20 protein-coding genes are annotated in these 21,080 nt (G+C 72.8%); 9 read left to right on the forward strand and 11 right to left on the reverse strand.

Annotated features, from left to right (window positions below):
* Positions 1-79 precede the first annotated feature (79 nt).
* From IE308_RS33940 to IE308_RS33975, 8 genes are all read right to left on the reverse strand, one after another.
* On the reverse strand, positions 80-979 hold the full coding sequence (locus IE308_RS33940; protein WP_110627311.1) for a carbohydrate ABC transporter permease: 900 nt from the start codon (positions 977-979) through the stop codon (positions 80-82).
* Positions 976-1,911 carry a carbohydrate ABC transporter permease gene (locus tag IE308_RS33945; protein WP_190220832.1) on the reverse strand — a complete coding sequence of 312 codons (936 nt, stop codon included), beginning with the start codon at positions 1,909-1,911 and terminating at the stop codon, positions 976-978. Before IE308_RS33945 ends, IE308_RS33940 begins: the two co-directional genes overlap by 4 nt.
* Before the next feature lie 124 nt (positions 1,912-2,035).
* The gene (araD, locus tag IE308_RS33950) at positions 2,036-3,760 is read right to left on the reverse strand and encodes an L-arabinonate dehydratase (protein WP_190220833.1); all 1,725 of its coding nucleotides are present in this window, start codon (positions 3,758-3,760) and stop codon (positions 2,036-2,038) included.
* Positions 3,757-4,668: a dihydrodipicolinate synthase family protein gene (locus tag IE308_RS33955; RefSeq protein WP_190220834.1), complete on the reverse strand. Its 912-nt coding sequence runs from the start codon at positions 4,666-4,668 to the stop codon at positions 3,757-3,759. Before IE308_RS33955 ends, araD begins: the two co-directional genes overlap by 4 nt.
* The gene (locus IE308_RS33960) at positions 4,665-5,333 is read right to left on the reverse strand and encodes a GntR family transcriptional regulator (protein ID WP_190220835.1); all 669 of its coding nucleotides are present in this window, start codon (positions 5,331-5,333) and stop codon (positions 4,665-4,667) included. The genes IE308_RS33955 and IE308_RS33960 overlap by 4 nt, the downstream gene beginning before the upstream one ends.
* Before the next feature lie 152 nt (positions 5,334-5,485).
* Positions 5,486-6,235 carry an MBL fold metallo-hydrolase gene (locus IE308_RS33965; protein ID WP_190220836.1) on the reverse strand — a complete coding sequence of 250 codons (750 nt, stop codon included), beginning with the start codon at positions 6,233-6,235 and terminating at the stop codon, positions 5,486-5,488.
* 155 nt (positions 6,236-6,390) lie between these two features.
* The gene (locus IE308_RS33970) at positions 6,391-7,059 is read right to left on the reverse strand and encodes a hypothetical protein (RefSeq protein ID WP_190220837.1); all 669 of its coding nucleotides are present in this window, start codon (positions 7,057-7,059) and stop codon (positions 6,391-6,393) included.
* Between the two features lie 93 nt (positions 7,060-7,152).
* A complete protein-coding gene (locus IE308_RS33975) occupies positions 7,153-7,746 on the reverse strand; it encodes a TIGR03086 family metal-binding protein (RefSeq protein ID WP_190220838.1) in 594 nt (197 codons plus the stop codon).
* 132 nt (positions 7,747-7,878) lie between these two features.
* Between IE308_RS33975 and IE308_RS33980 the strand changes: the two genes are divergently transcribed.
* Entirely contained in the window at positions 7,879-9,231 is a 1,353-nt protein-coding gene (locus IE308_RS33980; RefSeq protein WP_190220839.1) for an MFS transporter, read from the forward strand.
* Here IE308_RS33980 and IE308_RS33985 read toward each other — a convergent pair.
* Positions 9,168-10,331 carry a hypothetical protein gene (locus IE308_RS33985; RefSeq protein ID WP_190220840.1) on the reverse strand — a complete coding sequence of 388 codons (1,164 nt, stop codon included), beginning with the start codon at positions 10,329-10,331 and terminating at the stop codon, positions 9,168-9,170. The genes IE308_RS33980 and IE308_RS33985 overlap by 64 nt on opposite strands.
* Positions 10,328-11,272 (reverse strand): 5-dehydro-4-deoxyglucarate dehydratase, encoded by a 945-nt coding sequence (locus IE308_RS33990; protein ID WP_190220841.1) that lies wholly within the window; start codon positions 11,270-11,272, stop codon positions 10,328-10,330. The genes IE308_RS33985 and IE308_RS33990 overlap by 4 nt, the downstream gene beginning before the upstream one ends.
* A 195-nt stretch (positions 11,273-11,467) precedes the next feature.
* Here IE308_RS33990 and IE308_RS33995 point away from each other — a divergent pair, with 195 nt between their 5' ends.
* The 7 genes from IE308_RS33995 (at position 11,468) to IE308_RS34025 (ending at position 18,832) form a co-directional block, all read left to right on the forward strand.
* A complete protein-coding gene (locus IE308_RS33995; protein ID WP_190220842.1) occupies positions 11,468-12,277 on the forward strand; it encodes an NAD-dependent epimerase/dehydratase family protein in 810 nt (269 codons plus the stop codon).
* A gap of 270 nt (positions 12,278-12,547) precedes the next feature.
* Complete coding sequence (locus IE308_RS34000; protein WP_190220843.1) at positions 12,548-13,318, forward strand: DeoR/GlpR family DNA-binding transcription regulator; 771 nt, start codon at positions 12,548-12,550, stop codon at positions 13,316-13,318.
* Positions 13,319-13,432: 114 nt separating this feature from the next.
* Positions 13,433-14,806: an ABC transporter substrate-binding protein gene (locus IE308_RS34005; RefSeq protein ID WP_190220844.1), complete on the forward strand. Its 1,374-nt coding sequence runs from the start codon at positions 13,433-13,435 to the stop codon at positions 14,804-14,806.
* Positions 14,803-15,741, forward strand: a complete 939-nt coding sequence (locus tag IE308_RS34010) for a carbohydrate ABC transporter permease (protein WP_190220845.1) — start codon at positions 14,803-14,805, stop codon at positions 15,739-15,741. Before IE308_RS34005 ends, IE308_RS34010 begins: the two co-directional genes overlap by 4 nt.
* The gene (locus IE308_RS34015; protein WP_110627326.1) at positions 15,738-16,565 is read left to right on the forward strand and encodes a carbohydrate ABC transporter permease; all 828 of its coding nucleotides are present in this window, start codon (positions 15,738-15,740) and stop codon (positions 16,563-16,565) included. Before IE308_RS34010 ends, IE308_RS34015 begins: the two co-directional genes overlap by 4 nt.
* Positions 16,562-17,557, forward strand: a complete 996-nt coding sequence (locus IE308_RS34020) for a zinc-dependent alcohol dehydrogenase family protein (protein WP_190220846.1) — start codon at positions 16,562-16,564, stop codon at positions 17,555-17,557. The genes IE308_RS34015 and IE308_RS34020 overlap by 4 nt, the downstream gene beginning before the upstream one ends.
* A gap of 96 nt (positions 17,558-17,653) precedes the next feature.
* Complete coding sequence (locus IE308_RS34025; protein WP_190220985.1) at positions 17,654-18,832, forward strand: TerD family protein; 1,179 nt, start codon at positions 17,654-17,656, stop codon at positions 18,830-18,832.
* A gap of 46 nt (positions 18,833-18,878) precedes the next feature.
* On the opposite strand, the gene IE308_RS34030 is transcribed toward IE308_RS34025, so the two are convergent.
* Positions 18,879-19,451, reverse strand: a complete 573-nt coding sequence (locus IE308_RS34030) for a TetR/AcrR family transcriptional regulator (RefSeq protein WP_190220847.1) — start codon at positions 19,449-19,451, stop codon at positions 18,879-18,881.
* Positions 19,452-19,635: 184 nt separating this feature from the next.
* On the opposite strand from IE308_RS34030, the gene IE308_RS34035 reads away from it, so the two are divergent.
* The gene (locus tag IE308_RS34035) at positions 19,636-21,072 is read left to right on the forward strand and encodes an MFS transporter (protein ID WP_190220848.1); all 1,437 of its coding nucleotides are present in this window, start codon (positions 19,636-19,638) and stop codon (positions 21,070-21,072) included.
* The last annotated feature ends 8 nt before the right edge of the window (positions 21,073-21,080 follow it).

The following is a 21,080-nucleotide window of genomic DNA, read 5'->3' on the forward strand; positions in this document are numbered from 1 at the left end:
ATCCTCCCCGCTCCGGCGCCGCGCGCCACCGCCCGGTCGGCGGCCGCGTGCAGGGCGCTGCCGTTCCGGCTCTTGGCCATCAGCCCTTCACCGCCCCCGCGCTGAAGCCGGTGATCAGCCACTTCTGGATGAACGCGAACACGATCACCACCGGGACGGCGGCGATGATGCCGCCCGCGGCGAGCGCGCCGAGGTCGACGCTGTCCGCGCTCATCAGGGAGTTCAGACCGACCGGAATGGTCTGCTTGCTCTGGTCGGACAGGAACATGAGCGCGAACAGGAAGTGGTTCCAGGCGTGCACGAAGGCGAAGGAGCCGACGGCGATCAGACCGGGCCGCAGCAGCGGCAGCACGACGATGCGGAACGCGGTGAAGCGGCTGCAGCCGTCCACCCAGGCGGCCTCCTCCAGGGAGGGCGGCACGTTCCGGATGAAGCCGCTGATCAGGATCATCGACAGCGGCAGCTGGAACACCGTCTCGGCGATGATCACACTGCCCAGCGAGTTGATCATTTTCAGCTCGGCGAAGATCTGGAACAGCGGAACGAGCAGCAGCGCGCCCGGAACGAACTGCGAACAGAGCAGAGCGAGCATGAATGCTCGTTTGATCCTGAAGTCGAACCGGGCGAGGGCGTAGCCGCCGGCCAGGGCGACGACCGTGGTCAGCACCAGGGTCGCGATGCCGGTGAGGACGCTGTTCTGGAAGTAGGTGCCGAATTCCCGCTCGGTCCACACCTTCTCGAAGTGCTCGAACGTCATGGGCCAGGGCACGAGCGAGGACGAGCCGGCCGGGCGCAGCGCGAAGAGCAGGATCCAGTAGAAGGGGATCAGCGTGAACAGCAGGTAGATCGACAGCGGAACGTAGATCTGCCAGCGGGGGACCTCGTCCCAGGTGCGGCGCTTGTGGTGCGGGCGTGGCGCTTTGGTCACGGGCACGCGCGCGGGGGCGGGGGCGAGGGCGGGTGCCTCCTTGGTGCTCACTTGTCACCGCCTCCGAACTTGCTCAGCCGCAGATAGACGATCGAGCAGAAGAGAAGGATCACGAACGCCACGGTGGTGAGGGCGGACGCGTAGCCGAAGTTGTGGGCGTCGACGGAGGTGTGGGCGATGTACAGCGGGAGCGTCGTCGTCTCGCCGGCCGGTCCGCCGCCGGTCAGGGTGTAGAGCAGGTCGACGTTGTTGAACTCCCACACCGCGCGCAGGAGCGTCGACAGGACGATGGCGTCCTTCAGGTGCGGCAGGGTGATGTGCCAGAACTGCTTGAGCCGGCTCGCCCCGTCGACCTCGGCGGCCTCGTACAGGTCCTTGGAGACGGACTGAAGGTCGGCGAGGATGAGGATCGCGAAGAAGGGCACGCCCCGCCACAGGTCGGCGACGACCGCCGCGGGGAAGACGGTGGAGGTGTCCGACAGCCAGCTGGTGCCGTAGGAGCCGATGCCCATGTCGGCGAGGTAGCGGGTGATGCCGGTCTGGGAGTTGTACAGCAGCACCCAGATCGCGGAGGTGAGCACGCCGGAGACGGCCCACGGCGAGAACACCAGGGCGCGGCCGAGGCCCCGGCCCACGAAGGTCTGGTTGACGATGAGGGCGAGGGCGAGACCGAACAGCAGCTGGAGTCCTACCTCGACGACGACCCACTTGGCGCTGAAGGTCAGCGTGTCCCAGAACTGCGGGTCGTCGGTGAAGGCGTGGACGAAGTTGTCGAAGCCCGCGTAGCCGTTCCGCCACGGTTTGGTGGGGTTGTAGTTCTGCAGGCTGTAGTAGAAGACGCTGATGACCGGATAGGCGATGAACCCCAGCATCAGCAGGGCGGCCGGCGCGATCAGCAGGTACGGCAGCCTGCGCGGCGTGGCGGAGGCACGGCGCCGCCTCGGTGGCGCGGGCGGTTTCGCCACGGCTGCGGCTTGGGCCATGACTGTTCTCCGTTCTGGTACGTCGTGCGGGAAGCGCGTCGTCCGGGAAGCGCGTCCCGCGGGAAGCGCTTTCTCGACGGGCAGGGCGGTGCGCGGTCGGTCGTGCGGTGCTTGAAGGCGGCGGTCAGCCGGCGTACGGGTCCTGGACCTTGCCCGGCCGGGCCAGGAACTCGAAGTCGCAGCCCGTGTCGGCCTGGGTGATCTGGTCGTTGTAGAGCGCGCCGTAGCCGCGCTCGTAGCGGGTGGGCGGCGGGGTCCAGGCCGCCCGGCGGCGGTCCAGTTCCTCGTCGTCCACGTGCAGATGGAGGGTGCGTGCCTCGACGTCGAGGGTGATCAGGTCGCCGGTGCGGACGAACGCGAGCGGTCCGCCGATGTACGACTCCGGCGCCACGTGCAGCACGCACGCGCCGTAACTCGTGCCGCTCATCCGGGCGTCGGAGATCCGCACCATGTCCCGCACCCCCTGCTTGAGCAGGTGGTCGGGGATGGGCAGCATGCCGTACTCGGGCATGCCCGGGCCGCCCTTGGGTCCGGCGTTGCGCAGCACCAGCACGCTGTCGGCGGTGATGCCGAGCGCGGGGTCGTTGATGGTGCGCTGCATCGTCCGGTAGTCGTCGAAGACGACGGCGGGACCGGTGTGTTTGAGCAGGTGCGGTTCGGCGGCGATGTGCTTGATGACCGCACCGTCCGGGCAGAGGTTGCCGCGCAGCACGGCCACGCCGCCCTCGTTGGCGACGGGGTTGTCCCGGGGCCGGATGACGTCGTCGTGGTGCACCTGGGCGCCGGCGATCTGCTCGCGCAGGGTGTCGTACGACACCGTGGGACGGTCCAGGTGGAGCAGGTCCGGGATGCGGGAGAGGAAGCCGGGCAGGCCGCCCGCGAAGTGGAAGTCCTCCATCAGGTAGGTCTGTCCGCCGGGCCGGACGTTGGCGAGGACGGGGACCGTGCGGGCGATGCGGTCGAAGTCGTCGAGGGTGAGCTTCACGCCCGCCCGGCCGGCCATGGCGATCAGGTGGATGACGGCGTTGGTGGAGCCGCCGAGGCCGAGGACGGTGGTGACGGCGTCCTCGAAGGCCTCCCGGGTGAGGATGTGGCCGATCCTGCGGTCCTTGTGGACCAGGTCGACGATCGTCATGCCGGCCCTGGCGGCCATGCGGTCGTGCCCGGAGTCGACCGCCGGGATGCTGGAGGCTCCCGGCACGGTCACACCGAGGGCCTCCGCGGCGGCGGTGAGCGTGGACGCCGTCCCCATCGTCATGCAGTGGCCGGGCGAGCGGGCGAGGCCGCTCTCCAGTTCCTGCATCTCGCAGTCGCCGATCAGGCCGGCCCGCTTGTCGTCCCAGTACTTCCACATGTCGGTGCCGGAGCCGAGGACCTCGCCCCGCCAGTGGCCCGGCAGCATCGGCCCGGCGGGCACGAACACGGCGGGCAGGTCGGCGGAGGCGGCGCCCATCAGCAGGGCGGGGGTGGACTTGTCGCAGCCGCCCATCAGGACCGCGCCGTCGACCGGGTAGGACCGCAGCAGCTCCTCGGTCTCCATCGCGAGGAGGTTGCGGTAGAGCATCGGGGTCGGCTTCTGGAAGGTCTCACTCAGCGTGGCGACCGGGAACTCCAGCGGGAAACCGCCGGCCTGCCACACGCCCCGCTTCACGGCCTGCGCGCGGTCGCGCAGGTGGACGTGGCAGGGGTTGATGTCCGACCAGGTGTTCAGGATCGCGATGACCGGCTTGCCGAGGTGCTCCTCGGGCAGGTAGCCGAGCTGGCGGGTGCGGGCGCGGTGGCTGAAGGAGCGCAGGCCGTCGGTGCCGTACCACTGGTGGCTTCTGAGGTCCTCGGGGCGGCGTGTCATATGGACCACCCCGCGGCGATGGCGGCGACCTCGGCGCGCTCCTGTTCGGGCAGCGGGCGGCTGGGCGGGCGGACGTCGCGGCGGCACAGGCCGAGGGAGGCGAGGGCCTCCTTGACGACGGTGACGTTGTTGGCGGAGCCGTTGGCGGCGCGCAGTTCCTCGAAGCGGCGGATCTGCTCCCAGACCTTCATCGCGGCCGGGTAGTCGCCGGCCCGCAGCGCCTCGATCATGTTCAGCGAGACCGACGGGGCGACGTTGACGAGGCCGGAGGTGAAGCCGGTGGCGCCCGCGGAGAAGTAGGAGGGGGCGTACGGCTCGGCGAGGCCGGCCACCCACACGAAGCGGTCCAGGCCGGCGTCGCGGGCGAAGGCGGCGAAGCGGGCGGCGTCCGGGACGGCGTACTTGACGCCGATGACGTTGGGGCACACGTCGGCGAGTTCGGCGAGGCGGGCGCCGGTGAGCTGCGCGTTGCGGATGTACGGCACGACACCCAGCTCGGGTACGGCCTCGGCGATGGCGCGGTGGTAGTCGACCCAGCCGGACTGGGAGACGTACGGGTGGACGGGCTGGTGGACCATCACCATCCGGGCGCCCAGCTCGCGGGCGTGCCGGGCGGAGGCGACGGCGGTGGGCACGTCGTGGCCGACGCCGACGAGGATCACGGCCCGGTCGCCGGCCTCCTCGACGGTCAGTTCGGTGACCAGGCGGCGCTCGTCGGGGGTGAGGGCGTAGAACTCGCCGGTGTTGCCGTTGGGGGTGAGGGTGGTGATGCCGCCGTCGAGCAGGCGGCGCAGCAGGGACCGGTGGGTGTCCCGGTCGACGGTGCCGTCCTCGGCGAACGGGGTCACCGGGATCGCCACCACGTCGGCCAGGGCCGCCCGCTGGGTCTCGAACGCCACGCTGCTCATTCCTGACCTTCCTGTTCCTCGCCGGGGGTGCCGGCCTCGGGGAATGCCCGCCGCACGAAGGACGCGATGTGGGCGTGGAGGGCGCGCGCGGCGCCGTCGGCGTCGCCGTCCAGGGCGAGCCGCAGGATCTCCCGGTGCTCGCCGGCCTCCCGCTCCCAGGAGGGGTCGGCGGCCCAGGCGACGGCGGAGACCAGGGCGGCCTGGTCGCGGACCTCGTCGAGCATCCGGCCGAGCAGCGGGTTGCCGCACGGCAGGTACAGCGCGCGGTGGAACTCCCGGTTGGCGAGGGAGCGTTCGGCGGTGTCGGTGGCGTCGTCGGCGCGGGTGAGGGCGGCCTGGGCGGCCTCCAGGGAGGCGCCGCGGCGGACGGCCCGCTTCAGGGCCTCGGGTTCGAGGAGCAGCCGCACGTCGTAGACCTCGCGCGCCATGTCCGCGTCCACCATGCGCACCGTGACGCCCTTGTACTGGCTCATGACGACCAGACCCGTGCCGGCCAGGGTCTTGAGCGCCTCGCGCACCGGGGTCTTGGAGACCCCGAACTGCGCGGCCAGCTCGGTCTCGACCAGGGCCTGACCCGGCGTCAGCCGCCCGGTGAGGATGCGTCGTTTGATCTCCTCCAGCACGTACTGCGTGCGGGAGGGGATCGGCATGGGCACAGAGGTCATGCGCGCCTCTCGGATCTTCGCGGGATCTGTGTCCCGCGTATGGGATCTCACGTATCGCGTCTCATATATGACGTACGAAGTACGACGCGTTGAAGGTAGGAGCGCCCCTGTGTTTCGTCAATGCTTCTGACAAAGGAAGTCGAGGCGACCTGTCAGAGGGTGTGGGTGTCGCCCTCCACGGCGGCGGCGGTGGGACCGCCGAAGACGGCGGCGGCCTGGGCGGTCGCCGCCTCGCGGGTGAGAGTGGGCCCGACATGGGTCACGAGGAGCCGCCGGGCGCCCCGCGCGCAGGCGCCGGCGTCCTCCGGGGTGAGATGCACACGCTGTTCGCCTTCGCGATGCCGGTCGATGTCGGCCTCGCACAGGAAGAGGTCCGCGCCCGCCGCGAGTCCGTCGAGGGCGGCGCAGGGTCCGCTGTCCCCGGAGTACGCGAGCACCTTGCCGTCGCAGGCGGCGCGCAGCCCGTACGCCTCGGTGTCGTGCACGACGGCGCGTGCGGTGAGGGTCAGCCCTCCGTGCCGGGCCGTGTGCCCGTCGGACAAGGGACGGAAGTCGAAGATGCCGGTCAGGAAGGAGGCGTCGGGACGGCCGAAGAAGCCGGCCAGGCGCGCAGCGCAGTCACGCGGGGCGTAGACGGGGACCGGCGCGGGCGGGGTGAGGCCGCCGAACGCGAGACCGTAGACGGCGGCGAGGAGATCGGCGCTGTGATCGGCGTGCAGATGGGAGATCCAGATCGCGTCGAGCCGCGCCGGATCCGTGTGCCGCCGCAACTCCGCGAAGGTCCCGAACCCGGCGTCCACCCACACCTCGGCACCGCCGCCGCGCACCAGATACCCGGAGGCGGGCCGGCCGGGGCCGGGGTGCGGGGAGGCGGTGCCGAGGACGGTGAGGGCGAGGGGCATGGGGGGACCCTACGGGGATGGCCTCGGGCGGGCGGCGCGGATCCGCGCCCGGTCCGGGCGGGCCGGCCCGCTTCGGTGGCCGGAGGGGGGCAAGGCTGTGGCCCGCCGCTGGGCGGCCCGGCGACCTCCGCGCTCGGGGCGGGCCGTCGTCGGGCTCAGGTCGGGTCGGCCCACGGGTCGGTCCGCAGGTCCAGGCCGAACTGGCGGTGCAGGCGCGTCTGGAGCGCCTTCAGGCCCTTGACGCCCTCGCCGAACTCCTTCCAGCCGTGATCGATCTGCTCCCGCGACTTCGGGTCGTCCTCCGTCCCGCGGCCGAGCGCGGAGGCGTTGTAGACATCGCCCGCGCCACTGCTGAGGTGCTGCAGCGCGGTCTTCCAGGCCGTCTGGGTGGCGCGGTCCGGGATGGGCGCGTACTTCTGCGCCGCGTGCACCGTGTCGAACAAGCCGGTGAAGTCGATGATCAGCGCGTCCCTCTCGTGGCGGGCCTGCACGTCGGCGGCGACGCCCATGACGTCGACGAGCTGGTCCTCGCCGCCGGAGGTGAACCAGCCGGTGACGGCGGCGCGCGGCGAGAGCGAGACGGATGCCGACGGGGACGGAGATACGGAGGACGGCGTGGGCGTCGACCGCGGGGCGGACGGCGTGGAGGCGCTCGTGGCCGACTCGGCGGCCCCCACGGGCTCGTCCTCGTCGGAGCAGGCCGAGAGGACCGCCAGGCCCGCGCAGAGCAGCGCGGCACACCACACCCGGCGCGCCCCGCCCCGGCCGGCCGACCTCCCCGCCCGCGTCCCGGTCAGGCCGCTGCACACCCCTGCTCTCGGCATGAACTCCCCCTCGTCACAGGCCGGTTGCAGAGCACCGTAGCGCGGGCGGCAGGCGGGCCGCAGCCCCTTCGCGGTCCCGGTGGAAGCCGGCTCTCAGGCCTGCCGCGTCCAGCCCGGGTCCCGGCCGCTCAGCCCCACCGTGCGGTCCAGCAGGGGCGCGTCCTCGGGGACCGGGACGACCGGGCCGAAGATGCCGTTGCCCTCGGCGTCGACGGAGGCGAGCAGGAAGTCGTACGACACCCGCAGCGCGGTCGGGTCGGGCTCGTACTCCTGGCCGGTCGCGCGGGCCAGGTCCCAGCCGTGGACGACCAGTTCGTCCACGGCGACGGCGGCGGCCACCGCGCCCGGCAGGTCCACGCTGCCCGCGCGGGTCATGCCGGTCCAGGCGGCCGGGTCGCGGAAGGCGTCGGCGAGTTCGTCGAGGGCCTTGGGGAGTGCCGCGCGCCAGTCGGGGCCGACGTCCTGCGTGGTGGCGTCCGGGGCGGTGTCGGTGGTGGGGCCGAGATCCTTGCGGGCGGCGTCCCGGAAGGCGATGGCCACGCCGTGCACATGGCCCAGCATGTTGCGCACCGCGACCCCCGGGCAGGGGGTGGGGTCGTCCAGCTGTCCGTCGCGCACGCCCTCCACGAGGCGCGCCAGGATCCGGGTCTGGGGTGCGAAGTCGAAGGTTTGGCTCGTGTCGGTCATCCGTGGCTCCTCGCCGTAGGGGCTCTCGGAAGGGTGACCGACGCCGGCCCCGGAACTCATCGGCCGGCCCGGAACTTTCCGGGGAATGTGCCCGATCCCCGCCCGGGGGCCTTAGGACCAGCATGGCCGGACATGACGAGCAAGCGATCGAGGTCGCCGCTGCCGCACGTGCTGCGCGACCGCAACGCGGGGATCTACCTGACCGGGGTGGTGGTCTCCGGCTTCGGCACGGCGGCGCTGTGGCTGGCGGCCGGCGTGTGGGTGAAGGACCTGACCGGCTCCGACGGGCTGGCCGCGCTGTGCCAGCTGGCGATGTGGGCGCCGGTCCTGGCGGGCCCGGCGCTGGGCACACTCGCCGACCGGGTCCGCCGCAGACCGCTGCTGATCGGCGTGAGCCTGCTGCCGGCCGCCCTGCTGCCGGCCCTGTCGGCGGTCGGCTCGGCGGACCGGGTGTGGCTCGTCCTCGCGGTGCTGTTCGTCTACGGCACCGCGGGCGTCGTCCATGACGCGGCCGAGTCGGCGCTGGTCGCGTCCGCGGTGGACGCGCGGCTGCTCGGCGACTTCAACGGGCTGCGCATGACGGCCACCGAGAGCATGAAGCTGCTGGCCCCGCTCGCGGGGGCGGGCCTGTACGCGGCGTATGGCGGGCCGGGCGTCGCCCTGCTGGACGCGCTCACCTTCGTCCTCGCCGCCGGCGTCTACGCCGCGCTGCGCGTCCGCGAGGAGAAGCCGCCCCCGCCCGAGTCCGGCTGGCGCACGCGGACCGCGGAGGGCGCGCGGTACCTGTGGGGGCGTCCCCGGCTGCGGCTGCTGGTGCTGGCCGGCGGCGCGACGATGCTGTGCTCCGGGATCAACGGGGCCCTCGTCTACGCCGTCGTCGACGGCCTCGGCCGCTGCCCCGCGTACGCCGGGGTGCTCGCCGCCGCGCAGGGCGCGGGCACGGTGGTGGCCGGGCTGGTCGCGGGTCCGGCGCTGCGCCGCCTGGGCGCGGTCCGGTTCGCGGTGTACGGCAGCGCGCTCGCGGCCGTCGCGGCGGCGCTGCGGGCGGTGCCGTCGGACGCGGTGGCCGTGGTGTGCAGCGCGGTCTACGGCGTGGGGCTGCCGTGCGCGCTGATCGCCGCGATGACCGCCGTACAGCGCGAGACGCCGGGGCCGTTGCTGGGCCGCGTGGCGGCCACGGCGAACACGCTGCTGTTCGCGCCGACGGTGGCGGGACTGGCGGTGGGCGCGGGCCTGGTGGAGCTGGCCGACCACCGTCTGGTCCTGCCGGCCCTCGGCGCGGTGTGGCTGACGGCGCCGGCGGTCCTGGCCCGCCGGGGCCGGGAGGTGTGCGGCGTGGGCGTGTACCGCGAGGGGGACGAGGACGGGTACCGGCCAGGGGACGAGGACGGGGGTCAGCCCCAGCCCGGTACCCGTACGGCTCACCCCCCGGCGAGTGCCGACCGTACCGCCGACAGGTCGGCGTCCGACGCCAGCCCCGCGTGATAGAGCCGCAGTTCCGTCGCGCCGAGGTCACGCGCGCGTGCCGCGTCCGCGGCGAGGGTGGCCGGGCTGCCGCCCATGCCGGAGACGACGGTGAGGTTGGCGGCGAGCACCGCGTCCGGCCGGTCCTGTGCGGCGAACGGCGTGAGCGGTGACGGGTCGCCCGTGCAGGGCACGACGACGCCGTCGGCGACGGAGAGGATGTGCGCGGGGTCGACGCCCGCGTTGGCGCCGCAGTGGTAGGACACCGGGTCGGCGTGGAGCAGGACCTGGAAGCCGGCCGGGGCGGCGGCGCGTACGGCGGCGACGGCCTCCTCCTGGAGGGTGCGGGCGGTCTCGTCGCGGTACGCGCGCGTGGCCGCGGCCAGCGGCTCGCCCAGCAGCTTCTCCACACCGGCCCAGCCGCCCTCCCCCGGCTCCTGCCGCCACACCGGCTCCAGCGCGGCCCGCACGGCGGCGGCGAGCCGGTCGGCGTCCAGTCCGTGCCGCCCGTACCCGTCCCGGCAGGCGGGGCAGAAGCACAGCGACATCAGGTACTGCCCGGCCTCCCCGAGGCCGACGCCGCCGGTCTTGTCGTGGGCGTGCAGATGGGCGAGGCCGTACCAGCCGAGGGACTCCAGCTCGGTGCCGGCCGCGCCGGGCCGTACGGCGGCCTCGGCGGCCAGGCCGACGAGGTACGCGCGCGTGGCGGGCTGCGCGATGCACGGCGCCCACGGGTAGCGGTCGCCGTAGGCGTTGACGACGGAGGTGTCCGGGTGCTCGGCGCCGAGGCGGGAGTTGTGGGCGAGGACGACCCAGGTGTGCACCTCCAGGCCGGCGCCCGCGAGTGCGGCGGCGGCCTCGCCCCACGCGTCGCCGGGTGCCCAGTCCCCGGCCGGGTGAGGGCGCGGGGCGCGGTCGGCCCAGTGCGCGCCGGGCGGGTAGAGGACGGCCGCGTACTCGGCGGTGACGACACGGTGGCGCGGGTGGCGGGGGGTCAGCGCGCGGGTGGAGTGGTAGGCGGCGGCGAGGGTGACCTGCCGTACGCCGAGCCCGGCGATACGGGCGGGGGCCTCGGGGTCGCCGTTGACGTCCCAGGGGTAGACGAATGCCGACGCCTTCACCGGCCGTCCCCCTCCAGCAGCGCGTGTCCGCGCTCGACGAGCTGGGCGAGCTGCTTGACGTGGTCCTCGGCCGGCTCGTGCAGCGGCGGCCGGACCTCCCCCACGTCCAGTCCGCCCAGCCGTACGCCCGCCTTCACGAGGGAGACGGCGTAGCCGCGGCCCTGGGCGCGCAGCTCGACGAACGGCCGGTAGAAGCCGTCGAGCAGGCGCTCGGCGGTGGCCCGGTCGTCCTCCTCCAGCGCCCGGTAGAAGGCGAGGGCGATGTCCGGGGCGAAGCAGAAGACGGCGGAGGAGTACAGCGGGACGCCGACCGCGCGGTAGGCGGGCTGGGTCAGCTCGGCGGTGGGCAGGCCGTTGAAGTAGAGGAAGTCGCCCGGGACCTCGGCGCGCACCGCGCTGACGATCCGCTGCATCAGGTCCAGGTCGCCGAGGCCGTCCTTGAGGCCGACGACGCCCTCGGTGCGAGCGAGTTCCACGACCGTCTCCGGGGTGAACACGGCGTTGTCGCGCTGGTAGACGATGACCGGCAGCGCGGTCGCGGCGGCGATCTCCCGGTAGTGCCGCAGCAGCCCTTCCTGTCCGGCGACCACCAGGTACGGCGGCATGGCGAGCAGCCCGTCGGCGCCGGCGGCCTCGGCGAGGCGGGCGTAGCGGACGGCGAGCGCGGTGCCGTACCCGGTGCCGGCGAGGACGGGGACGCGCCCGTCGGCCTCCTCGACGGCCGTGCGCACGCAGGCCTCGAACTCCTCGGGGGTGAGCGCGTGGAACTCGCCGGTGCCGCAGCAGGCGAACACGGCGGCGGCCCCGGCGTCGATCCCGCGGCGCACATGGGTGCGGTAGGTGTCGAGGTCGACGGAGCCGTCGGGGCCGTAGGCGGTGACGGGGAAGAACAGCGGCCCGCCGGGTCGGCCGAGTCGAGCGGCGAGAGGGGCTGACGTCACGGGCTCTCCCTGGGAAGGCGCTCATGTTTATGACTGGCGTCCATATTTATGAACACGCTCACCCTAAGGACGTTTCCCGAGGCCGGTCAAGCGGTGACCCTTGACGGGGCGCGCCGCAGCTCCCTAGCGTGTCCACGCATGTGAATATCGTCCAAGCATGCGGAAGTCCGCCGCGGCTGACCAAGGAGACCGAGGATGCCCGCTCCCCGCACCGTTCTGCTCACCGGCGCCGCCGGCGGGCTCGGCACCCTGATGCGGGACCTGCTCCCCGAGTACGGCTACACGCTGCGCCTGCTCGACGTGCGCCCGGTCGAGGGCGCGCCGGACGCGATCACCGCCGACCTCGCCGACCGGGAGGCGCTGCGCGAGGCCGTACGCGGCGTCGACGCGATCATCCACTTTGCGGGCATCTCCCTGGAAGCCCCGTTCGAGAAGATCCTCACGGCGAACATCGAGGGCACGTACAACCTGTACGAGGCCGCCCGCGAGGAGGGCGTGCGCCGGATCGTCTTCGCCTCCTCCAACCACGCCGTCGGCTACACCCCGCGCCCGCAGGGCGACGACCCCCTCATCCCGATCGACACGCCGCGCCGCCCGGACACCTTCTACGGCCTGTCCAAGTGCTTCGGCGAGGACCTCGCCCAGCTCTACTGGGACAAGTACGGCCTGGAGACGGTGTCCGTGCGGATCGGCTCCTGCTTCCCCGAGCCGACCAGCGTGCGAATGCTGTCGGTGTGGATGAGCCCCGCCGACGGCGCCCGCCTCTTCCACGCGGCGCTCACCGCCGAGCGGGTCGGGCACACCGTCGTCTACGGCTCCTCCGCCAACACCCGCCTGTGGTGGGACCTGACCACCGCGCGGGCGCTCGGCTACGCGCCGCAGGACGACTCCGAGGTGTACGCCGAGAAGCTCGTCGCCGAGCACGGCGAGCTGGACCCGGACAACCCCGCCCACGCCTGCCTCGGCGGCCACTTCGTCAACGACCCGCCGGTCTGGCCGTACTGACGCGCGGCGGAAAATCGACCCTCAGGAGGGCGGGCGGGCACCGAACGGGCCCGCCCGCCGCCGTATTCGGGCACCGGTCGTGCCCGATCCCACGCCCCGCACCGCAGCGCCGCAGGTCCGCGCCGGGCAGCACGCCCCGTGAACGGGCACATTCGGGCAGCATCGGGCAGGCAACAGGCCTGGTCAGCGCCCGGCAGCCGCTGTAGAACTTCCTTCCGAGGGCCCCACCGGGCCCGAACGGGCAGCACACGAGGAAGTGGGTGGCGGCCGATGGCCACGAGGACGGCGGAGGAGCGCCAGCGGGAGATCGTGCGCGTCGCACGGGCCACCGGCTCGGTCGACGTCGCCGCGCTCGCGTCCGAGCTGGGCGTCGCGAAGGAGACCGTACGGCGGGACCTGCGCGCCCTGGAGGACCACGGTCTGATCCGCCGTACGCACGGCGGCGCCTACCCGGTGGAGAGCGCCGGGTTCGAGACGACGCTCGCCTTCCGCGCCACCAGCCACGTCCCCGAGAAGCGCCGGATCGCCGCCGCGGCGGCCGGACTGCTCGGCGACGCCGAGACGGTCTTCGTCGACGAGGGCTTCACCCCGCAGCTCATCGCCGAGGCACTGCCCCGGGACCGGCCGCTGACCGTGGTCACCGCGTCCCTGCCGGTCGCCGGTGCCCTCGCCGGGTCGGAGAACGTCTCGGTGCTGCTGCTCGGCGGCCGGGTCCGGGCCGGCACCCTCGCCACCGTCGACCACTGGACGACGAGGATGCTGGCCGGCTTCGTCCTCGACCTGGCCTACGTCGGCGCCAACGGCATCTCCCGCGACCACGGCCTCACCACGCCCGACCCCGCCGTCGGCGAGGTCAAGGCGCAGGCGATGCGGGCCGCGCGGCGGACCGTCTTCGCCGGCGTGCACACCAAGTTCGGCGCGGTCAGCTTCTGCCGGTTCGCCGAGGTCGGCGCGGTGGAGGCGATCGTGACGAGCACGCTGCTCCCGGCGGCGGAGGCCCACCGCTACTCGCTGCTCGGGCCACAGGTCATCCGGGTCTGACGGCACCCGGCAGACACCCGGCCAGACACCCGGGCAGACACCCGGCATCGCCACCCGCGGGCCCTCCCGCACCCCTTGATGCCCCTTATCTCCTCATACGTCCAGGAGCGATCCATGCGAACCCAGAGCCGACGACGACCACGGCGGGCCACGCTCGCCGCGGCCGCCGCAGGGACGCTGCTCGCCCCGCTGCTCTCCGGCTGCTGGGTCGGGGCCGGCGGGGCGGGCTCGGGCGGTGACTCCCTCAACGTCCTGATGGTGAACAACCCGCAGATGGTGGAGCTGCAGAAGCTCACCGCCGCCCACTTCACGCGCGAGACCGGCATCAAGGTGAACTTCACCGTGCTGCCGGAGAACGACGTCCGCGACAAGATCAGCCAGGACTTCGCCAACCAGGCCGGCCAGTACGACGTGGCGACCCTGTCCAACTACGAGATACCGATCTACGCCCGCAACGGCTGGCTGCACGAGATGGACTCGTACGCGGCGAAGGACCCGGCCTACGACGAGCAGGACGTCCTCAAGCCCATGCGCCAGTCGCTCACCGGCGACGACGGCAAGCTCTACGGCCAGCCGTTCTACGGCGAGTCGTCCTTCCTGATGTACCGCAAGGACGTCTTCGCCGAGAAGGGCCTGACGATGCCCGCCCGCCCCACCTGGCGGCAGGTCGCCGACCTCGCGGCGAAGGCGGACGGCGCCGAGCCCGGCATGAAGGGCATCTGCCTGCGCGGGCTGCCCGGCTGGGGCGAGGTGATGGCCCCGCTGACGACGGTCGTGAACACCTTCGGCGGCACCTGGTTCGACCAGGACTGGAAGGCCCGGCTGGACTCCCCCGAGTGGCAGGAGGCGACGAAGTTCTATGTCGACCTGGTCCGCGAGCACGGCGAGTCCGGCGCCGCCCAGGCCGGCTTCGCCGAGTGCCTGAACAACATGACCCAGGGCAAGGTCGCCATGTGGTACGACGCCACCTCCGCGGCCGGCCTGCTGGAGGCGGCGGACTCCCCCGTCAAGGGCAAGCTCGGGTACGCGCCCGCGCCCGTGGAGAAGACGCAGTCCTCCGGCTGGCTCTACACCTGGGCCTGGGGCATCCAGCAGGCCTCCCGCAACCCCGACAAGGCCTGGAAGTTCGTCTCGTGGGCGTCCGGCAAGGAGTACGAGCAGCTGGTCGGGGACGAGATCGGCTGGTCGAACGTCCCGGCGGGCAAGCGGGCCTCGACGTACGGCAACCCGGCGTACGCCAAGGAGGCCGCCGCCTTCCAGGAGATGACCAGGAAGGCCATCGAGAACGCCCGCCCCGACGACCCCGGCGTCCAGCCGCGCCCCGCGCCCGGCATCCAGTTCGTCGGCATCCCCGAGTTCACCGACCTCGGCACCAAGGTCTCCCAGGAGATCAGCGCGGCCGTCGCGGGACGCCAGTCCGTCGCGTCGGCCCTGAAGAAGTCCCAGAAGCTCGCCGAGCAGATCTCCGAGGAGTACGAGGGACGATGACCGCGACGACGACGACCCCCGTGACCACCGCGCCCGTCCGCACGGTACGGCAGCCCTCGGCGCGGCTGCGCGGCTGGGCGACCCGGGCCCCGCTGCTGCCCGCCCTGGTCTTCATGATCGTGGTGACCCAGCTGCCGTTCGTGGCCACGCTGGTGATCAGCTTCTTCGACTGGAACGCCCTCTACCCGAAGGCCCGCCGCTTCACCGGCCTCGACAACTACCGCCAGGTGCTCACCGACGCCGACCTGCGCCACTCGGTGTGGACGACCGTCCTGCTCACCGCGACCGTCGTGCTGGTGAGCCTGGTCCTCGGCCTCGCCCTCGCGCTGCTGCTGGACCGGCGCTTCCGCGGCCGGGGCGTGGTGCGCACCCTGCTGATCGCGCCGTTCCTGATCGTGCCCGTGGCGGCGGCGCTGCTGTGGAAACACGTCCTGTACAACCCGGAGTACGGCCTGTTCAACGGGCTGCTGCACTACGTCGGGGGCCCGCAGCCCGACTGGATCTCGAACACGCCGCTGCTCGCGGTGGAGGCGTCCCTGGTGTGGCAGTGGACCCCGTTCATGATGCTGATCCTGCTCGCCGGGCTGCAGAGCCGCGACCACGAGCAGATCGAGGCGGCCCGCGTCGACGGCGCGAGCGACTGGCAGATCTTCCGCCACCTCACACTGCCGCACCTGCGCCGCTACCTCGAACTGGGCGCCCTGCTCGGCTCGATCTACATCGTGCAGAACTTCGACGCGGTGTTCACGATCACCTCCGGCGGGCTGGGCACCGCCAACCTGCCCTACACCGTCTACCAGAGCTTCTACCAGGCCCATGAGAACGGCCTCGCCTCGGCGGCCGGCGTCCTGGTCGTCATCGGCTCGATCGTCATCGCGACCTTCGCCCTGCGCGTCGTGTCGTCCCTGTTCCGTGAGGAGGTGGCGCGCTCATGACCGCCGTACTGCGCCGGAACGGTCTGGGCCTGCTGGCCTGGCTGGCCGGGATCGTGTTCTTCCTGCCCATCGCGTGGATGACGCTGACGTCCTTCCACTCCGAGCAGGACGCGGCCACCAACCCGCCGTCCTTCACGGCCGCACTGACCCTGGACGGCTACCGCGAGTTCTTCGGCACCGGCGGCGGGGCGAGCCCCTGGCCGGCGCTGGTCAACTCACTGGTGGCGTCGGCGGCGTCGACGCTGCTGGTGCTGCTGCTCGCGCTGCCGGCGGCGTACGCGCTGTCGATCCGGCGCGTGCGCAAGTGGACGGACGTGCTGTTCTTCTTCCTCTCCACGAAGATGCTGCCGGCCGTGGCGGGCCTGCTGCCGCTCTATCTGTTCGCCAAGAACGCGGGCCTGCTCGACAACATCTGGCTGCTGGTCCTGCTCTACACCTCCATGAACCTGCCGATCGCGGTGTGGATGATGCAGTCCTTCCTCGCCGAGATCCCGGTCGCCGTCATCGAGGCGGCACGGGTGGACGGGGCCCGGCTGCCGACGATCCTCGCGCGCGTGGTCGCCCCGATCGCCCTGCCGGGCATCGCGGCGACGGCCCTGATCTGCTTCATCTTCAGCTGGAACGAGCTGCTGTTCGCCCGGGTGCTCACCGGCGTCGTCGCCGAGACCGCGCCCGTCTTCCTGACCGGCTTCATCACCAGCCAGGGCCTGTTCCTGGCGAAGGTGTGCGCCGCGTCGCTCGTCGTCTCCCTGCCGGTGCTCGCCGCGGGGTTCGCCGCCCAGGACAAGCTGGTCCAGGGCCTGTCGTTGGGAGCTGTGAAATGAAGGCCGCCGTCATCGAGTCCGTGGGCCGCGCCGTCGTCACGGAGGTCCCGGACCCGACGCCGGGACCGCGCGAGGTCGTCGTGGAGGTCGCCGCGTGCGGACTGTGCGGCACCGACCTGCACATCCTCCAGGGCGAGTTCGCGCCCAAGCTGCCGATCGTGCCGGGGCACGAGTTCGCGGGGACGGTCGTCGCCGTCGGCACACAGGTCACGGAGGTCGCGGAGGGCGACCGGGTGGCCGTGGACCCGTCGCTGTACTGCCACGAGTGCCGCTACTGCCGTACCGGCCACAACAACCTGTGCGAGCGGTGGGCGGCGATCGGCGTGACGACCGCGGGCGGCGCGGCACGCTACGCGCTGGCGCCGGTGGCGAACTGCGTGAAGCTCCCGGAGCACGTCCGCACCGAGGACGCGGCCCTGATCGAGCCCCTGTCGTGCGCGGTCCGCGGCTACGACGTGCTGAACGCGCGCCTCGGCGCGCACGTGCTGATCTACGGCTCCGGCACGATGGGCCTGATGATGCTGGAGCTGGCCAAGCGGACGGGCGCGGCGAGCGTGGACGTGGTCGACGTGAACCCGGCCCGCCTGGAGACGGCCCGCCGGCTCGGTGTCTCGGCGTCGGCCGCGAACGCCGACGAGCTGGACCGCCCGCAGGGCTGGGACGTCGTCGTCGACGCCACGGGCAACGCGGCGGCGATCCAGGACGGCCTGGAGAGGGTGGCCAAGGCGGGTACGTTCCTGCAGTTCGGGGTGGCGGACTACGCGACGCGCGTGACGATCGACCCGTACCGCATCTACAACCAGGAGATCACGATCACCGGGTCGATGGCGGTGCTGCACAGCTTCGAACGCGCGGCGGAACTCTTCGCGAACGGTGTCCTGGACCCGGAGGTCTTCATCAGCGACCGCATCCCGCTGGAGAGCTACCCGCAGGCCCTGGAGCAGTTCGCGGCGGGGGTGGGGCGGAAGATCGTGGTGGTGCCGTCGGCCTGACCGGCGCGGGCCCCCGGTGAACGGGCGCTGGAGAGGGAAGGGCCGCTGGTAAGGGAACGGTAAAGCGGCCCCGCTCGTTCACCCGGCATGACAGCTATGACCCCCGGCTCGAACATCCCGCTCCCCGTCGCCCGCGTGGCGGTGGACGTCGCCGCGCCCGTGCGGCTCGATGTCTCGGGCCTGCTGCTCACCGCCGACGGCAAGGTGCGCTCCGACGACGACTTCATCTTCTACAACCAGCCCTCCGGCCCGGGCGTGACCTACCGCTCGGGCGGCGGCGCGGCCCCCGACGCGATCACCGTCGACACGGCCGCCCTCCCGCCGGGCATCGAGAAGATCGTCGTCACCGCCAGCCCGGACGCGGCCGGCCAGACCTTCCAGGGCATCGAGCCGACGGCGACGATCCGCAACGCGGACGACGGCTCGGTGCTCGCCACCTTCACGCCCCCGCGTCTCGGCGCCGAGACGGCCCTGGTGGTCGTGGAGATCTACTTGCGCAACGGCCAGTGGAAGGCCCGAGCGGTCGGCCAGGGGTACGCGAACGGGCTGGCGGGCATCGCGACCGACTTCGGCGTGAGCGTGGAGGAGCCCGCGGCGGCCCCCGCCGCCCCGCCGCAGCCGGCCGCGGCGCCGCCGATGCCCACCACGCAGCCCCCGGCGGCACCGGCCGCTCCGGCCGCTCCCCCGGCCCCGGCCGGCAAGATCAACCTCGACAAGGGCCGGGTCAGCCTCCAGAAGAACCAGACGGTCTCCCTGGTCAAGGGCGGCCGCCCGCTGCTGTCGCAGGTGCAGATGGGCCTCGGCTGGGAGCCCGCGTACCGCGGCAAGGACATCGACCTGGACGCCTCGGTCATCGCCTTCGGCCCCCAGCGCAACCACATCGACAGCTGCTACTTCGGCAAGCTGACCATCGTCGGCGGCGCGATCCGGCACTCCGGGGACAACCTCACCGGCGAGGGCGGCGGCGACGACGAGGTGATCACTGTCGACCTGGGGCGCCTGCCGCAGGAGGTCACCGGCCTGGTCTTCACGGTCAACTCGTTCTCCGGCCAGAAGTTCACCGAGGTCGCCAAGGCCTACTGCCGTCTGATCGACGCCGCGACCGGCGAGGAGCTGGTCCGCTTCGACCTGACGAGCGCCGAGCCGCAGACCGGCGTGATGATGGCGAAGCTCATCCGCCAGTTCTCCGGCGAGTGGGAGATGACCGCGATGGGCGACTTCGTCAAGGCCCGCACGGTCCGGAACATGGTGAAGCCGGCCGCCCAGGCCCTGTGAGCGGTCCCGGCCGGGCGCCCCGCCTCCGGGGCGCCCGCGGCCGGGATCACTTCTGCGGCCGCAGCCCGTCCGTCAGCACCGACAGATAGCGGCGCAGCTGCCCGCCCCGGGGATCGGCGAGTTCCGAGGCGGTCGCCACGCCGTGCGCCAGCCGCAGCAGGTCCACCGGCTCCAGGTCCGCCCGCAGCGTGCCCTCCCGCTGCGCCGCCTCCACCAGCCGCGCCGCCGCGCCCTTCATCGACGTGCCGCAGGCCGTCAGCGCGGCCGTGCTGCCGTCGGTGACGGCCGATCCCAGCAGGGCCTTCATGCCCCGCACCTGGACCGTGCCGACGCACACCTCGTACAGCCACTCGTCCAGTGCCTCGCCGGGCGGCAGCTGCGCGGCGAGTTCGTCCGCCCGCGCCGCCATCGCCTCGATGCGGTCCACGTACGCCGCCTCCAGCAGCGCCTGGCGGGTCGGGAAGTGCCGGTAGAGCGTGCCGGAGCCGACCCCCGCGCGTTTGGCGATGTCGTCGAGCGACGCGCCCTCCCCATGCTCGGCGAAGGCCTCCGCCGCCGCCTTCAGCAACCGCTCGTAGTTGCGCCGAGCGTCCGCCCGCATGGGCTTGACCTGCGTCATCCAGAAACTCCTTGCAAATCCGGAGACTCTCTCCGTATTTTGTCCGCAACGAAACGGAGACAGTCCCCGGTTAGTGCCGTGCCGCCCAGGGCCGTGTCACCCGTCCGTCCGTGCTGCCCGCATGCTCCACCACTTCGCCCAGGGACACCAGACACCATCCGGGGACACCAGACAGAGAGCATCCATGTCCACGCCGTCCACCACCACCGCCGCGCACTCCGCGCCGCCCGGCCGGCCCGTCCGGCCGCGTGCCGTCCTCCTCGTCGTCGTCACCGCCTATCTGATGGTCGGCGTGGACTCCACCGTGGTCAACGTGGCTCTGCCGGACATCCGGCACGACCTCGGCTTCAGCCCCACCGGCCTGTCCTGGGTGCTCAACGCCTACACGCTCGCCTTCGGCGGTCTGCTGCTCCTGGGCGGCCGGATCGGCGACCTCGCGGGCCGCCGCCGCACGCTCACCGCCGGAGTCCTGCTGTTCGCCGGTTCGTCCCTGCTCGGCGGCCTGGCCGGCGAGGGCGGGTGGCTGCTCGCGGCCCGCGCCGCGCAGGGCGCCGGCGCCGCGCTGATCGCGCCCAGCACGCTCGCGCTGATCACGACCGGTTTCCCGGAGGGCCCGCGCCGCCACCACGCCCTCGGCGTCTACTCGTCGATGGCCGGCATCGGCGCCTCGGTCGGCCTGCTCGTGGGCGGCATGCTCACCTCGTGGGCGTCCTGGCGCTGGTCCCTGCTGATCAACGTGCCCATCGGCGTGGGCGTCGCGCTCGCGCTGCCCCGCTTCGTCCCCGAGACCCCGCGCCACGCGGGCCGGTTCGACGCGGCGGGCGCCCTCACCGGCACCGCCGGCACGACCTCGCTGGTGTACGCCTTCGTCCGGGTCTCGGAGGACGGCTGGAGCGACACCCGCGCGCTGCTGGGCTTCACCGCCGCGGCGGCGCTGCTGGCCGGCTTCTGCCTGGTCGAGGCGCGGGCCGGGCAACCGGTCATGCCGCTGCGGCTGTTCGCCGACCGCGACCGCACCGGCGGCTACCTCGGCGTGCTGCTGCTGCCCGCGGGCATGTTCGGCGCGTTCTACTTCCTCACCCTCTTCACCCAGCAGGTCCTGGACTACAGCCCGCTGCGCGCGGGGGTGGCCTTCCTGCCGATGACGCTGGCGATGTTCACCGTCGTCCGCCTGGTGCCGCGCCTGCTGGCCCGCCTCGGCACCAAGCCGGTCCTGCTCACCGGCATGGGCCTGCTGGTGGCGGCGGCCGGGTGGCTGTGGCGGCTGGAGCCCGGCGACGGGTACGCGGCCGGGCTGCTCGGCCCGCTGCTGCTGCTCGGCACCGGCATCGGCCTGAGCTTCATGCCGCTCAACGCCACGATCCTGGCCCGTGTCGCACCGGGCGACGCGGGCGCCGCCTCGGGCCTGCTGCAGACCCTGCAGTGGCTCGGCGGCACCGTCGGCCTCGCCGTGCTGGTCACGGTGTACGGCACCGCCACCCGGCATGCGACCGGCGCACCCGCCGCCGTCCTCACCACGGGCGCGGCCCGGGCGTTCGGCGCGGGCGCGCTGATCGCCCTGACCGCGCTGGTGGTGTCGGCCCTGGTCATCCGGGGCGGCAGGACCCGGCAACAGGCCTGAGCGGGCCG

Source organism: Streptomyces griseosporeus (genome assembly GCF_014656055.1).
Taxonomy (GTDB): Bacteria; Actinomycetota; Actinomycetes; order Streptomycetales; family Streptomycetaceae; genus Streptomyces; species Streptomyces griseosporeus.

Coding starts and splice junctions, on each gene's coding strand:
- IE308_RS34020 (WP_190220846.1), top strand. CDS start 16,562: ATGAAGGCCGCCGTCATCGAGTCCGTGGGCCGCGCCGTCGTCACGGAG.
- IE308_RS33995 (WP_190220842.1), top strand. CDS start 11,468: ATGCCCGCTCCCCGCACCGTTCTGCTCACCGGCGCCGCCGGCGGGCTC.
- IE308_RS33970 (WP_190220837.1), bottom strand. CDS start 7,059: ATGCCGAGAGCAGGGGTGTGCAGCGGCCTGACCGGGACGCGGGCGGGG.
- IE308_RS34010 (WP_190220845.1), top strand. CDS start 14,803: ATGACCGCGACGACGACGACCCCCGTGACCACCGCGCCCGTCCGCACG.
- IE308_RS34025 (WP_190220985.1), top strand. CDS start 17,654: ATGACCCCCGGCTCGAACATCCCGCTCCCCGTCGCCCGCGTGGCGGTG.
- IE308_RS34030 (WP_190220847.1), bottom strand. CDS start 19,451: ATGACGCAGGTCAAGCCCATGCGGGCGGACGCTCGGCGCAACTACGAG.
- IE308_RS33975 (WP_190220838.1), bottom strand. CDS start 7,746: ATGACCGACACGAGCCAAACCTTCGACTTCGCACCCCAGACCCGGATC.
- IE308_RS33960 (WP_190220835.1), bottom strand. CDS start 5,333: ATGACCTCTGTGCCCATGCCGATCCCCTCCCGCACGCAGTACGTGCTG.
- IE308_RS34035 (WP_190220848.1), top strand. CDS start 19,636: ATGTCCACGCCGTCCACCACCACCGCCGCGCACTCCGCGCCGCCCGGC.
- IE308_RS33980 (WP_190220839.1), top strand. CDS start 7,879: ATGACGAGCAAGCGATCGAGGTCGCCGCTGCCGCACGTGCTGCGCGAC.
- IE308_RS34015 (WP_110627326.1), top strand. CDS start 15,738: ATGACCGCCGTACTGCGCCGGAACGGTCTGGGCCTGCTGGCCTGGCTG.
- IE308_RS34005 (WP_190220844.1), top strand. CDS start 13,433: ATGCGAACCCAGAGCCGACGACGACCACGGCGGGCCACGCTCGCCGCG.
- araD (WP_190220833.1), bottom strand. CDS start 3,760: ATGACACGCCGCCCCGAGGACCTCAGAAGCCACCAGTGGTACGGCACC.
- IE308_RS33965 (WP_190220836.1), bottom strand. CDS start 6,235: ATGCCCCTCGCCCTCACCGTCCTCGGCACCGCCTCCCCGCACCCCGGC.
- IE308_RS33955 (WP_190220834.1), bottom strand. CDS start 4,668: ATGAGCAGCGTGGCGTTCGAGACCCAGCGGGCGGCCCTGGCCGACGTG.
- IE308_RS34000 (WP_190220843.1), top strand. CDS start 12,548: ATGGCCACGAGGACGGCGGAGGAGCGCCAGCGGGAGATCGTGCGCGTC.
- IE308_RS33945 (WP_190220832.1), bottom strand. CDS start 1,911: ATGGCCCAAGCCGCAGCCGTGGCGAAACCGCCCGCGCCACCGAGGCGG.